Source organism: Clostridia bacterium (assembly GCA_012840125.1).
Lineage (GTDB): Bacteria > Bacillota > DULZ01 > DULZ01 > DULZ01 > DULZ01.
The window spans coordinates 1-12,948 of the sequence record DULZ01000090.1 but is presented as its reverse complement, the minus strand read 5'-3'; the positions used below and the strand labels follow the sequence as shown (position 1 = coordinate 12,948).

Annotated in this window: 11 protein-coding genes; all 11 read right to left on the bottom strand. The window is 55.5% G+C overall.

The annotated features are described in order from the left end of the window. Nucleotides 1-9: 9 nt before the first annotated feature. The 11 genes from mtaB to GXX34_10225 all read right to left on the bottom strand — a co-directional run bounded on the left by mtaB (nucleotide 10) and on the right by GXX34_10225 (nucleotide 12,912). Complete coding sequence (mtaB, locus tag GXX34_10275; protein ID HHW07888.1) at nucleotides 10-1,311, bottom strand: tRNA (N(6)-L-threonylcarbamoyladenosine(37)-C(2))-methylthiotransferase MtaB; 1,302 nt, start codon at nucleotides 1,309-1,311, stop codon at nucleotides 10-12. Then, nucleotides 1,301-2,068 (bottom strand): 16S rRNA (uracil(1498)-N(3))-methyltransferase, encoded by a 768-nt coding sequence (locus GXX34_10270; protein ID HHW07887.1) that lies wholly within the window; start codon nucleotides 2,066-2,068, stop codon nucleotides 1,301-1,303. Before GXX34_10270 ends, mtaB begins: the two co-directional genes overlap by 11 nt. Before the next feature lies 1 nt (nucleotide 2,069). Then, on the bottom strand, nucleotides 2,070-3,005 hold the full coding sequence (gene prmA, locus GXX34_10265) for a 50S ribosomal protein L11 methyltransferase (GenBank protein ID HHW07886.1): 936 nt from the start codon (nucleotides 3,003-3,005) through the stop codon (nucleotides 2,070-2,072). 28 nt (nucleotides 3,006-3,033) lie between these two features. After that, entirely contained in the window at nucleotides 3,034-4,176 is a 1,143-nt protein-coding gene (gene dnaJ, locus GXX34_10260; protein ID HHW07885.1) for a molecular chaperone DnaJ, read from the bottom strand. A gap of 23 nt (nucleotides 4,177-4,199) precedes the next feature. After that, nucleotides 4,200-6,023 (bottom strand): molecular chaperone DnaK, encoded by a 1,824-nt coding sequence (gene dnaK, locus GXX34_10255; GenBank protein HHW07884.1) that lies wholly within the window; start codon nucleotides 6,021-6,023, stop codon nucleotides 4,200-4,202. 48 nt (nucleotides 6,024-6,071) lie between these two features. Further along, nucleotides 6,072-6,725, bottom strand: coding sequence for a nucleotide exchange factor GrpE (grpE, locus tag GXX34_10250; GenBank protein HHW07883.1), 654 nt, complete (start codon nucleotides 6,723-6,725; stop codon nucleotides 6,072-6,074). A 109-nt stretch (nucleotides 6,726-6,834) separates the two neighbouring features. Beyond that, a complete protein-coding gene (gene hrcA, locus GXX34_10245) occupies nucleotides 6,835-7,863 on the bottom strand; it encodes a heat-inducible transcription repressor HrcA (GenBank protein ID HHW07882.1) in 1,029 nt (342 codons plus the stop codon). A gap of 107 nt (nucleotides 7,864-7,970) precedes the next feature. Further along, nucleotides 7,971-9,110 (bottom strand): radical SAM family heme chaperone HemW, encoded by a 1,140-nt coding sequence (gene hemW, locus GXX34_10240; protein ID HHW07881.1) that lies wholly within the window; start codon nucleotides 9,108-9,110, stop codon nucleotides 7,971-7,973. Between the two features lie 13 nt (nucleotides 9,111-9,123). Continuing rightward, nucleotides 9,124-10,935 (bottom strand): elongation factor 4, encoded by a 1,812-nt coding sequence (lepA, locus tag GXX34_10235; GenBank protein ID HHW07880.1) that lies wholly within the window; start codon nucleotides 10,933-10,935, stop codon nucleotides 9,124-9,126. 79 nt (nucleotides 10,936-11,014) lie between these two features. After that, nucleotides 11,015-12,565, bottom strand: a complete 1,551-nt coding sequence (gene murJ, locus GXX34_10230) for a murein biosynthesis integral membrane protein MurJ (protein ID HHW07879.1) — start codon at nucleotides 12,563-12,565, stop codon at nucleotides 11,015-11,017. Nucleotides 12,566-12,576: 11 nt separating this feature from the next. After that, nucleotides 12,577-12,912, bottom strand: a complete 336-nt coding sequence (locus GXX34_10225; GenBank protein ID HHW07878.1) for a hypothetical protein — start codon at nucleotides 12,910-12,912, stop codon at nucleotides 12,577-12,579. Between the last annotated feature and the right edge of the window lie 36 nt (nucleotides 12,913-12,948).

Sequence of the window (12,948 nt, the reverse complement as noted above, 5' to 3'; positions counted from 1 at the left end):
CCTGCAAGGTTAGACTAAACTTCCCATAATAAAGTCCTCCACCGCTTCCTCCAACCGGACCTGCACCATTTGTCCCCGCAAGTCCGCCGCGGCGGGAAAACGCACTTTGAGGTAATTCCCGGTATGCCCTTCCCAGCATCCCCCGTCCACACCTGTTTCCACCAGTACCGCCAGGGTCTCTCCTAAGAAAGATCTAGCATATGCGTCCCTGAGTTTCTTATCCAGGGCCAGGAAATCATGACTTCTTTTTTCTTTCACCTGGTAAGGAACTTGCCCGGGAAAATGATAAGCCTTGGTGCCCTTGCGCTGGGAATACTTGAATACATGCAACCCGGCCAGCTCCATCTTCTCCACAAAGGCCAGGGAACTTTCGTGCTCCGCCTCCGTTTCCCCGGGGAAACCTACCATGATGTCGGTGGTGACGGCTATCCGCGGGCGCCTGGACCGCAAGGCCTGCAGCAAACGGGCAAAATAGGCGGTGGTGTACTGCCGCCGCATGTCCTTCAGAACCTTATCATTGCCGCTTTGCAGCGAAATATGCAGGTGGGGACAAAACACGGGGTCACCGGTTAGGGTATCGATTAAATCCGGGGTAAAATCATTGGGATCCAGGGAACTAATCCGGATCCGCAACAGCCCCGGTATTTCCTTTAGCCGTAAAAGGAGACGGTTGAGATCAATCCCCTCACCCAAATCCCGGCCGTAGGCTCCGGTGCAAATGCCGGTCAGCACAATTTCTTTGTAACCGTTGTTAACCAGGCGCTGAGCCTCTTCTAAGACTTTTTCGGGCCGGCGGCTGCGCACGGGACCCCTGGCAAAGGGAATAATGCAGTAGGTGCAGAAGTTCTGGCAGCCTTCCTGGATCTTCATGAAGGCCCGCACCCGGCCGGTTTCCGCCACGGGCAGCTCCTCAAATTCTTGCACTCTCAAAATATCCTGGACGGCGTTCAGCGGCTGCCGTTCCCGCATGACTTGTTCCGCTAATTCCACAATCCTGGCCCGGTGCTGGGTACCGATCACCAGGTCAACCCCGGGGATCTCCATCACCTCGCCGGGGGCCACCTGGGCATAGCAGCCCGAAACCACGACCACCGCTTCCGGGTTTTGCCGCACCGCCCGGCGAATTACCTGCCGGGACTTGCGGTCTCCCAGGTGCGTCACGGTGCAGGTATGGATCACGTACACATCCGCTTCCCCGTCAAAATCCACCACCTGGTAGCCGGCTTCCCGGAAAAGCCCGGCCATGGCCTCGGCCTCGTTTTGGTTTACTTTACACCCTAGGGTGTGAATAGCCACTCGCTTAACCGTCAATCCCTCTGCCTCCCAGATCTCCTAATTCGTACATGATGAGAGCTAAAGCGGCGATGGCCGCGGTTTCGGTCCTGAGGATCCGCCGGCCCAGGGACACAGACATCGCCCCCCGCTCCGCGGCCAGCTGCACTTCCGCCCCGGTCATGCCCCCCTCCGGCCCGATCACCAGGGCAATGCTACCCGCTCCTTTGCAGGCCGGGGAGTTCAAGACGGCCCGGATACCCCTGGCCTTTTCATCCTCCCAGGGCACCAGCACCCGGGTTTCCGGGGGCAGCACATCAAGGGCACCGGCCAGGGTCATCACTGGATGAATAACCGGTGCCCGATTACGACGGCACTGCTTGGCTGCTTCCAAGGCGATCCGCTGCCACCTGACCACCCTGTTCTCTGCCTTATCCCGGGACAACTTAACCACGGAACGTTCCATGGCAATGGGAAACACTTCCGCCACGCCTAGTTCCGTCGCTTTTTGAATAATGAGTTCCAGTTTATCCCCTTTCGGCAGGCCCTGCAGCAGCGCCAGCCGGATGGGAGGTTCGGAATCACCCGGGCCGGCTTCCTGGATCGTGCCGATGGCCTTATCCTTAGTTATTTCGCGCAAGAGGCAGCGGTATACGGAACCGCACCCGTCGCTTACCGTGAATAACGCGCCGGGCTTTAGCCGCAGCACCCGGACCAGGTGCTCCAAGTCGCTGCCGGTGATGATCACTTCTCCCGCTCCCACCTGTTCAGGAGGGACGATGAAATGATGGGCCATATCAATCCTTCCTCGCCGCCAGGGAAACCCATTCTCCTTCCGTTAAGGTTTCCACTAAGGTGTAGCCTAATGCACGGAGCTTCGCCTCTATATCCCGGTACCGGTGCCGGATAATGCCGGAGGCCAGCAGCACTCCGCCCGGGTCCAGCAGCCGGCGGGCATCCGGCAGCAGGGCCAGGATCGGGTCAGCGGTAATGTTGGCCGTTATCATTTGATACCGGCCTTCCAACCCCATCAACAGGTCGTTGTACCGCACGGAAACGATCCTGCTCACTGCGTTTAAAGCCGCGTTTTGCTCGGCAATTTCCACGGCCAGGGTATCGATATCCAAAGCCAGGACCGATTTGGCGCCTAATTTGGCGGCCACAATAGCCAGCACCCCGGACCCGGTGCCCACGTCCACCACGTCACTGCCGGGGGCCAAGTACCTCTCCATCAGCTGGATCAGCATGGCCGTGGTAGGATGGCTGCCGGTACCAAATGCCATCCCCGGATCCAGCCAAACCACAATATCACCGGGTTGAGCTTCATATTGTTCCCAGGAAGGGCTGATGACCACCCGTTCGCCAACCCGCTGGGGTTTGTAATAGGTTTTCCAAGCAGAAGACCAATCAGCTTCCGCAATTTCCGCATAGGAGACTTTGGCCAGCCAGGATACGAAATAGCGCTCTAAACCGGCCAGCCTGCTTTCAAACAGCTTCAGGCGCTCTTCCAATCGCTCGTCTACTGGCAGGTAAACTTTGATCACGATGTTTTCCGCCTCAAGAAGCTCCGAGGGCAGCTCGTAAGCATCCCAAACATTCTCCTCCAAGTAACGGGCAATCACCCGGGGATCCTCTATCACCACCCCTTGGGCGCCCACCTCATAAAATAAGTTGGCTACCGCTTCAGCCGCTTCTTCCGTGGTTTCTACCGTTATCTCCCGCCAATTGCTCATGGAAAACCGCCTTTCTTAATATTTGTCTCTAACCCATGAAGGCTTCCTTTACTCGTTCAAAAAAACTCTTGTCTTTCAGTTGAAAATTGGTTTTGCCCAGGGTCTTGCCGAATTCTTTGAGCAGCTGCTTTTGCTTCTCGTTCAAGTTGGTGGGTACGACCACGTGTACTTTCACGATCTGATCGCCCCGGCCGGAACCGTGCAGCCTGGGAATACCTTTTCCTTTAAGGGTAAAGGTAGCCCCGTTCTGGGTACCCTCGGGAATGCGAATTCTATCTTTCCCGTCCAGGGTCTCAATTTCCACCTCATCACCCAAAGCGGCCTGCACCACGGAAATGGGAATTTCCACGTAGACGTCATCATCTTGGCGCTGGAATATTTTGTGAGGTCTTACCTTAATTATGACATATAAATCCCCGGGGGGTCCACCTAACAGACCTGCTTCTCCTTCCCCGGCTACCCGCAAGCGGGACCCCGTATCGACGCCGGGGGGCACCGTAATCGTAATGTGGCGGGTGCGGCGGACCCGCCCTTGCCCATGGCACGTGCTGCAAGGAGTCGTAATAATTTCCCCGGTCCCTTGACAACGATGACAGGTGCGGATACTTTGGAAGCGGCCAAAGGGAGTGTTTTGGGTGGTGCGAATTTCCCCGGTTCCGCCGCAGACATTGCACTTGCTGGGACTGGTGCCGGGGGCTGCCCCCGTTCCGCCGCAGGTGCTGCAGGTCTCCGTCCGCGGGATGGAGATATTCTTCTTCACCCCGAAAGCAGCCTCTTCGAAATCAATGGTTAAATCATAGCGGAGATCGGCACCCCGCTGGGGCTGGGGTCCCCGGTTGGCCTTGGCGCCGCCGAAACCGGTTCCGCCGAAAAACATGTCAAAGATATCATCCAGGCCGCCGAAACCGGTACCCTGGAAACCACCAAAGCCGCCAAAACCGGCCCCGGTGTCCCCTACATGCCCGAACTGGTCATACTGGGCCCTCTTCTGCTCGTCGCTTAACACCTCATAAGCCTCGGTGATTTCCTTGAACCGCTCTTCCGCTTGTTTATCACCCGGATTGACATCCGGGTGATACTTGCGGGCCAGTTTACGGTATGCCTTTTTTATCTCTTCTTGGGTGGCCCCCCTGGGGACACCGAGAATCTCATAATAATCCCTCTTGGCCAACCTATTTCCCTTCTTTCCAGCCCTTACTTGCCTTCGTCATTTACCTTGTACTCCGCATCGACCACGTCTTCCTGACCGGCATTTTCGGTGGATGTTCCCTGCCCGGCCCCCTGGGCGTTTTGTTGATAGATCTTCGTGGTAACGGCAAATACTGCTTCCTGCAGTTCCTGGGTGCCTTGCTTGATGGCATCCAGATCGTCCTTGTCGATGGCTTCTCTGAGTTTTTTCTGGGCCGCTTCCACTTTCTCTTTGTCCGCTGCATCCACTTTATCGGCGAATTCTTTCAGGGTTTTCTCCGATTGATAGAGGAGAGAATCCGCCTGGTTCCTGAGTTCTACTTTTTCCTTCCGTTTCCGGTCTTCCTCCGCCGCCTGTTCCGCTTCCCTGACCATGCGCTGGATTTCTTCTTCCGTAAGACCGGTTTGAGATTTAATGGTAATCTGCTGCTGCCTGCCGGTACCCAGGTCCTTGGCGGAAACGTGCACAATGCCGTTGGCGTCGATATCGAATTTCACTTCAATCTGCGGTATACCCCTGGGCGCCGGCGGGATCCCGTCTAAGGAGAAGCGACCCAAGGTCTTGTTGTCCGCGGCCATGGCCCGTTCCCCTTGTAACACGTGGATTTCCACGCTGGTCTGGTTATCGGCGGCAGTGGTAAAGATCTGGCTCTTGGAAGTGGGAATGGTGGTATTCCGCTCAATGAGCTTCGTAAACACCCCGCCTAAAGTCTCAATACCCAAGGACAGCGGGGTCACGTCTACCAGTACCACGTCCTTCACTTCGCCGCCGAGCACGCCTGCCTGGATAGCGGCCCCAATGGCCACACACTCATCGGGGTTGATCCCTTTATGGGGATCCTTGCCGATGTATTTCCGGATGGCTTCCTGCACCGCCGGAATACGGGTTGATCCACCCACCAGGATTACTTTGTCAATATCCCCCGGCTTCAAACCGGCATCGGCCAACGCTTGCCTGGTCGGTCCCAAAGTCTTATCCACCAGGTCCGCCGTCAATTCTTCAAATTTGGCCCTGGTCAAGGTTATGTCCAAGTGCTGCGGTCCCGCCTCGGTGGCGGTAATGAAAGGCAGGTTGATGTTCGTGCTCAAAACGGAGGACAACTCAATCTTGGCCTTTTCGGCGGCTTCTTTCAGCCGCTGCATGGCCATCTTGTCTTTACTCAAATCCACCCCGTGGGATTTCTTAAACTCCGCTACTAAATAATCAATGATCCGCTGGTCGAAATCATCGCCACCCAGCCGGTTGTTGCCGCTGGTGGCCTTCACTTCAAAGACCCCGTCCCCGATCTCCAGGATGGAAACGTCAAAGGTACCGCCGCCCAGGTCAAAGACCAAAATAGTCTGGTCTTCTTCTTTGTCCAGGCCGTAGGCCAGGGCTGCCGCCGTCGGTTCATTGATGATCCGCAAGACTTCCAGCCCGGCAATCCGCCCGGCATCCTTGGTGGCCTGCCGCTGGCTGTCGGTAAAGTACGCAGGCACGGTGATGACGGCTTTGGTGACTTGTTCTCCCAGGTAAGCTTCGGCATCGGCTTTTAGTTTTTGCAAGATCATAGCGGAGATTTCCTGCGGGGTATAATCCTTACCGTCAATTCTTACTTTATGATCAGTCCCCATTTCCCGTTTGATGGAGATAATGGTCCTGTCCGGGTTGGTGATGGCCTGCCGCTTGGCCACTTGACCCACCAAGCGTTCCCCGTCTTTCGTGAACGCCACGACGGAAGGAGTGGTGCGCGCCCCTTCGGCGTTTGGGATGACGACGGGTTCACCACCCTCCATTACTGCTACACATGAGTTAGTCGTGCCAAGGTCAATACCGATGATTTTGCTCATGCATCACGCCTCCTTCACACCATAAGAATAACTGATGATGCCTTTGCATTAATCCTGCGCTACGTTCTTGGCGACACTCACGGCACTGGGCCGGATTACTTTGCCATGGAGCGCATAGCCTTTTTGCAGTTCCTGCACAATCATGTTATCTGCCAATTCCGTGGTCTCCACTTGAGCCACGGCATGATGTTTTTCCGGATCAAAAGGTTGATTGGCCGTGGGAATCACGGTTACTCCTTCCTTGGCCAATATGTCCATCAACTGGCGGTAGATCATTTCCACCCCAGTGGCGAATTGGCTGACTTCCGGCTTGTTCTCCGCCGCTTGCAAAGCTCTTTCAAAGTTATCTAACACGGGAAGCAGGGCGGTAATGACCCGTTCGGACCCAAACCGGATGAGGTCCTCCATTTCCTTCCGGGTTCTGCGCCGGTAGTTGTCAAAATCCGCCTGCAGCCTGGCCAACCGGTTGGTTAGAGATTCAATTTCCTCCTGCTGCTCCCGGATCTGCTGTTCCAGCTCCGGGCAGCCAGGTTCCGCCTGGCCTCCTGTGTCCTCTTCCCGGGCGGTCATTTCCCCTGCCGTTGCGGCACCGGCAGCTTCACCTGCAGCGTCATCTACCGCCGGTTCATCCTGCCCGGTTGCCAAGACTTCTTCCTGTTCTACCTGCTTCAAGTCTTCTTGCACGCCTTTCTCTTCTACCAACCCTTTACACCACCCTCTACCTTCCATATATTATGTAAAACCAAGAAACCAGGACAGCCTGAAAGCCGGCTGTCCTGTCCTACCAAGTTGCGAACATATGCTCATCAAGCTATTCATAGAGTTTTTGAATGGCCTCCCGCAGCTGCCGGGCGAATTCCTCCACCAGCGTCACCACTTTGGCGTAATCCATCCGGGTCGGTCCGAGAATACCGATATGGCCCATTAATTCCCCGTCCACCACATAAGTGGCGGTAACGACACTGCACTCGTTGATGCCTTCCAGGCGGTTCTCGGAACCGATTTTGATGGCTAACCCTCCCTGCGGGGTATCGGATAGGATTTTCTTGATCACGTCCGGACTTTCCAACAGCTCCAAGATGCCCCGTACTTTGTCCAAGTCCTTAAATTCCGGCTGGTTCAGGATTTTCAGCGTACCGCTTAAAGAGACCGGTCCCGCATCTTTCCCGCTCTTGCCTGCCAGTACTTCCACAATGGCTTGCACCACCCGGCGGTAGGCATAGAGCTCCTGGTAAATGTCGTTTAGGACTTCTTGCCCGATGTCCGTGACAGCCACTCCTTTGAACCGGCTGTTCCAAACCTGGGCAACTCGTTCCAGATCAGCCTCGCTCAGGCTGGGAGGAATGTCAATTAAATAGTTGCTGACGATATTCGACTGGGACACGGCCACCAGCAATGCCTTGTCCGTAGCAATGGGCAGCAGCGCCACCTGCTTGATCCGGTCCGTTTTTTGATAAGGCCCCATGATCAGCGAGGTATAGTTGGACATCTCTGACAAAAGCTGGGCGCTGGTATTGATCACTTCCTGCATGTCGCGCATGCGTTTTGAAAAACGCTGCCTGATGTACTCCTTTTCCGCCTCTCCCAGGGTCTCTTTTTCCATCAGGCAATCAACATAATAGCGATAACCGCTGTCGGAGGGGATCCTACCGGCAGAGGTATGAGGCTGCTCGATATATCCCATTTCCTCCAAATCAGCCATTTCATTGCGAATGGTGGCCGGACTGACACCGATTTTATACTTGCGGGCAATTGTTCTGGAACCAACGGGCTCTGCGGTAGAAATGAAATCCTTGACAATGGCCAGTAACACCTTTTTCTTGCGCTCATCCATCGGCATTGCCCTCACCCTTTTTGTTAGCACTCTGCTTTACTGAGTGCTAATTCTTTCATCTTGAAAATATCATTTGCCGGCCCTTTTGTCAAGATAAAAGGACCGGGGAGACCCTAGATAAATTCCTGGAAGACCAGGTTTGCAACGGGCAAACCAAAAGATGTCAGCCTTAGATGTTCATCCTCGATAATGACCAGTTTTTCTTTCAAGAGTTTTTCCACTTCGGCAGGAAATATCTCGGTGAGCGCCGCACCAAATTCTGCTTGAAAAGCGGCCAGGGACACCCCTTTTAAGGTACGCAAGCCCAGGAAAACGGTCTCCGCCATCCGGCTTTGCCGGTCCAGGTAAATCTCCTCCGCCACCGGTGCCTGGCCCCGGCTTACCAAAGTCGTATAATCATTGAGGTCATGGACATTGGTCCACCTCCGGCTGCGGTAGCATGAGGATGCGGCGGCTCCCAGGCCCAAGTAGGGTTCCATCAACCAGTAGCGCAGGTTGTGGCGGCACTCATAGCCCGGCTTGGCAAAATTAGAAATTTCATAATGTTGATAGCCCCGGCCGGCGCACCGGTTTCGCACCTCGTCATACATAGCCCGGGCCGTGTCTTCACCGGCAGGAGCCAACCTCCCGGCGGCTTCCATGTCACCCCAGGGAGTCCCCGGTTCTATATTAAGACCATAGGCAGATAAATGTTCCGGTGCCAGGGCCAGCGCTTCCTCCAGGGTCTGCTGCCAGTCTTTTAGGGTCTGCTCCGGCAAACCGTAGATTAAATCCAAGCTGATATTGTTGATGCCGCTTTCACGGGCCAGCCGTACGGTGTCCCTAATCTCATCCACCCCGTGGATGCGGCCCATCCGCCGGAGCTCCGCCGGGTGGAAGGACTGGGCCCCAACGGACAGGCGGTTCACCCCTTCTTCTTTGAGCATCTCCATCTTTTCCCGGTCAATGGTGCCGGGATTTGCTTCCACGGTCACCTCGATGCCGGGCAGCCAGTGAAAAAAAAGACGGCTGGCCTGTAAGACGCGCCTGAGCTCTTGGGTAGAAAGGCACGTGGGAGTGCCGCCGCCTAGGTATAGGGTTTCCAGCTGCAAATCCTGCACCGGCAATAACTGCCGGTACAAGGCCATCTCCTGCTCGAGAGCGGCCAGGTAAGCCTGCCTGGTTTCCGGCGGGCTGCCGGGGTAGGAAACAAAATCACAGTAATAACATTTCCTTATACAAAATGGTATGTGGATGTACAGGCCGGTAGTCAAGATTTATTCCCCTTTAATCGTCAATACTCAACACCGCCATAAATGCTTCTTGCGGGATTTCCACGCTGCCCAGCTGTTTCATCCGCTTCTTGCCTTCTTTCTGTTTTTCCAACAGTTTCTTCTTCCGGGTCACGTCCCCGCCGTAACACTTATCCAGCACATTTTTGCGCAAAGCTTTCACCGTTTCCCTGGCAATGACCTTGTTGCCGATGGCGGCTTGAATCGGCACTTCGAACAACTGGCGGGGAATGATGCGCCGCAGTTTCTCCACCAAGGCCCTGCCCCGGTAATAGGCTGTGTCCCGGTGGACGATGCAAGACAGGGCATCAACCACTTCACCGTTAATCAAGATGTCCAACTTGACCAGTTGGGACACCTGGTAGCCGGTTACTTCATAATCCAAAGACGCATACCCCTTGGTGCGGGATTTCAACTGGTCGAAGAAATCATAAATGGTTTCACTTAACGGCATGGCATAGGTCAGCAGCACCCGGTTGGTGGTGATGTATTCCATATTCTTGAAAGTACCTCTTTTTTCCTGGCAAAGCTCCATCACCGCTCCCACAAACTCGCTGGGTACCATGATGGAAGCTTTGACGTAAGGCTCCTCGATGGTTTCGATGAACTGGGGATCCGGCAAGAGGGACGGGTTATCCACCAGCAGCACTTCCCCATTGGTTTTGGTCACCCGGTAAACGACGCTGGGGGCGGTGGTGATGAGATTCAGCCCGTATTCCCGCTCCAACCTTTCCTGGATAATTTCCATGTGCAAGAGCCCCAAAAAGCCGCACCGGAAGCCGAAGCCCAGGGCGGTGGAAGTTTCCGGCTCAAAATACAGGGATGCATCATTGAGCTTCAGCTTTTCCAGGGCTTCCTTCAGGTCCTCGTAATCATTGGTTTCCACCGGGTACAAGCCGCAGTATACCATGGGCACGGCCTTTTTGTATCCCGGCAAAGGTTCCTTGGCCGGTTCCGCGGCACTGGTAATGGTATCCCCCACCCGGGTATCGGAAACATTCTTAATACTGGCCGCGAGAAAACCTACCTCACCCGGATACAGGCTGTCAATCAGCCGCATCTCCGGGGTAAACACACCGACTTCATTCACTTCAAAAGTCATCCCCGTGGACATCATCTTAATCTCCATGCCCTTGGCGATCTTGCCCTCGACCACCCGCACATAAGGGATGGCCCCTTTGTAGCTGTCAAAATGAGAATCAAAAATCAACGCCCTTAAGGGAGCAGCCGCGGATCCTTTCGGCGGGGGAATGCGGTGGACGATGGCCTCCAGGATCTCCTCCGTCCCCTGCCCTGTCTTGGCCGAGGCCAGGATGGCCCCTGACGCATCCAATCCGATCACTTCTTCGATTTCTTGCTTAACCCTTTCCGGGTCGGCGCTGGGCAAGTCTATCTTATTGATCACGGGAATGATCTCCAAGTCATGTTCCAGGGCCAGGTACACATTGGCCAGGGTCTGGGCTTCAATACCCTGAGCGGCATCCACGATCAGGAGGGCCCCCTCACAAGCCGCCAGGCTGCGGGATACCTCATAAGTGAAATCCACATGACCCGGGGTGTCAATCAAATTGAGAACATATTCTTGTCCATCCTTGGCCCGGTAGGTGAGGCGCACCGCTTTCAATTTAATCGTAATGCCCCGCTCCCGCTCCAATTCCATCTGGTCCAGCAGCTGTTCTTCCATTTCCCTTTGACTAACGGCACCTGTATACTCCAGTAAACGATCGGCCATGGTGGACTTGCCGTGATCGATATGGGCGATGATGCAAAAATTGCGAATGTTTTCTTGCCGGTAATTCCGGGTCATCTAAACCTCTCCCTTGTCCCACGCAAAGATGTGCATTTTTTATCCTAAAAAGATATTATAACAAAGTTTCTGTCAAAAGTCAGGAAAATTTTTGGCGCCAGAGCCGCCGGATTAGCATCATCTCCTCCATCTCCAGCACCCGGGCCAGCCACCCGTAAACTAAGCCGCCGCTCAGGGCTGCCAGGCTCACCTGCAGCAGCTGGCCGGTTTTCCCGGTCACATCAAACCAGGTTTCCCCGCCCAGGGCCGTGACATGGACCACGACGCCCATGACCAGGGAAGCCAGCAGGCTCTTACAAAATGAAAGAATAATACCCAAAGAATTGTCCTGTAACTTCCCCTGCAAGATCCAGTACAGGGTTACCCCATGAAATATACCTGCCAGGGAATAGGCCAGGGCCAATCCGCCGTGCCCCAGCGGCCCTTTGAGGTACCAACTGCCGGCCAGGTTCAGCCCCACCGCCAGCATCCCCACCACCACCGGAGTGGCTGTATCCCGCAGGGCGTAAAAAGCCCGGCTCAGGAGCTGGACGGCCCCATAAGCGCAGATCCCAAGGCAGTAATAAAGCAGGGCCTGGGCGGTCGCCTCCGTATGCCGGGCGGTAAACTCCCCCACCTGCAGTAGCAGGCGCACCAGGGGTACCCGCAGCACCACCAAGCCTACGGTGGCCGGCAAAGCCAGGAAAATAATAAAACGAAGCCCCAAGGACGTGTCCCGCCCCAGCGCTGTTACATCATCCTTGGCGGCATGTTCCGCCAGGGTAGGAAACACAGCCACCGAGATGGCCACGGCAAACACCCCGACGGGCAGCTGCATCAGCCGGTGCCCCGTCTGCAGGGCCGTGAGCAAGCCCCCGTCCAAACCGGAGGCCATATGCTGGGTGATGAACACGTTAAACTGCATTACCGCCAAGCCGAGAAGGACCGGGAGGAACAGCTTCAGCAACTGCCCCACCTCCGGGTGGTGCAGGTCCCAGGACAACCGGTACCGGGGTTTGACCCCGGCCAGGGCCGGCAGTTGGATCAATAAATGGAGCAAAGCTCCCACCACCACTCCCACGGCAAAGCCGGCAATCCCCATGGAGCGGGACAGCCAGTAACCAAAAGCGATAATCCCCAGGTTGTACAAGACGGAACCCAGGGCCGGGGGATGGAACCGCTTGTGGGCGTGCAAGACTCCGGTGATAAGGCCGCTGACGGACAGCAGTATCACTTGCAAAAGCATAATACGGGCCATGTACACGGTCAAACCCAGGCTTTCTTCCGCAAAACCCGGCACCAGCAGCCGGATCAATTGGGGCGTAAAAAACCACCCGGTGACGGTACCGAGGAGAAGGCCAATCAGGATCCAGTTCAACACGATACTGGCCACTTCCCAGGCTTGCTCTTCCTTCTCCCGGGCCAGCAACCCGGAGAAAACAGGAATAAAGGCAGAGCTCAACGCCCCGCCCACCAGCAGCATGTAGAGGAAATCGGGTATGGAAAAAGCGGCATGATAAGCATCAGTCAAGCGGCTTTGACCGAAATTGGCATAAATGACTAAATCCCGCAGGTAGCCCAGCAGCCGGGAAAGGATCATGGTGCCCATGATAAACCCTGCGGCTTTGGCCATTTGTCTGTTCCCGGCCATCTTACTTCACCTTATAAAAGAAATTCCCCGGCGCTGTCCCTGAGGTCCTGCATCATTTCCCTGGCCTGCCGCCCGTATTTCTCCACGATCTCTTCCACCCGCTCCAAGAAACTCTCCAAGTACACGCGCCAGGTCTCTACCCGCTCCACGGCTTGTATCGCTTCCGGGGAGAGGCGGAAATCCCGTCCCAGTACCGTTAATTCACCTTCCAACCCGTTATGATGATAACGGATGAGCCTTGGATAATCGGGACCTCCCGGACCATCCACATCCCCGGTGATGGCATTAATGCCGGCAATCAACACCAGCAGCCCCAGTAAAAGAAAGAACCGCTTCAGCTTGCTCATCCTGCACCTTCCTCTCTCCTGGCGGCCGGCGGGCAG

What these genes read in the sequence shown, in the direction of transcription:
- lepA (HHW07880.1), bottom strand. Translation starts at nt 10,935, where the DNA reads ATGACCCGGAATTACCGGCAAGAAAACATTCGCAATTTTTGCATCATC.
- hrcA (HHW07882.1), bottom strand. Translation starts at nt 7,863, where the DNA reads ATGCCGATGGATGAGCGCAAGAAAAAGGTGTTACTGGCCATTGTCAAG.
- murJ (HHW07879.1), bottom strand. Translation starts at nt 12,565, where the DNA reads ATGGCCGGGAACAGACAAATGGCCAAAGCCGCAGGGTTTATCATGGGC.
- GXX34_10270 (HHW07887.1), bottom strand. Translation starts at nt 2,068, where the DNA reads ATGGCCCATCATTTCATCGTCCCTCCTGAACAGGTGGGAGCGGGAGAA.
- prmA (HHW07886.1), bottom strand. Translation starts at nt 3,005, where the DNA reads ATGAGCAATTGGCGGGAGATAACGGTAGAAACCACGGAAGAAGCGGCT.
- GXX34_10225 (HHW07878.1), bottom strand. Translation starts at nt 12,912, where the DNA reads ATGAGCAAGCTGAAGCGGTTCTTTCTTTTACTGGGGCTGCTGGTGTTG.
- dnaK (HHW07884.1), bottom strand. Translation starts at nt 6,023, where the DNA reads ATGAGCAAAATCATCGGTATTGACCTTGGCACGACTAACTCATGTGTA.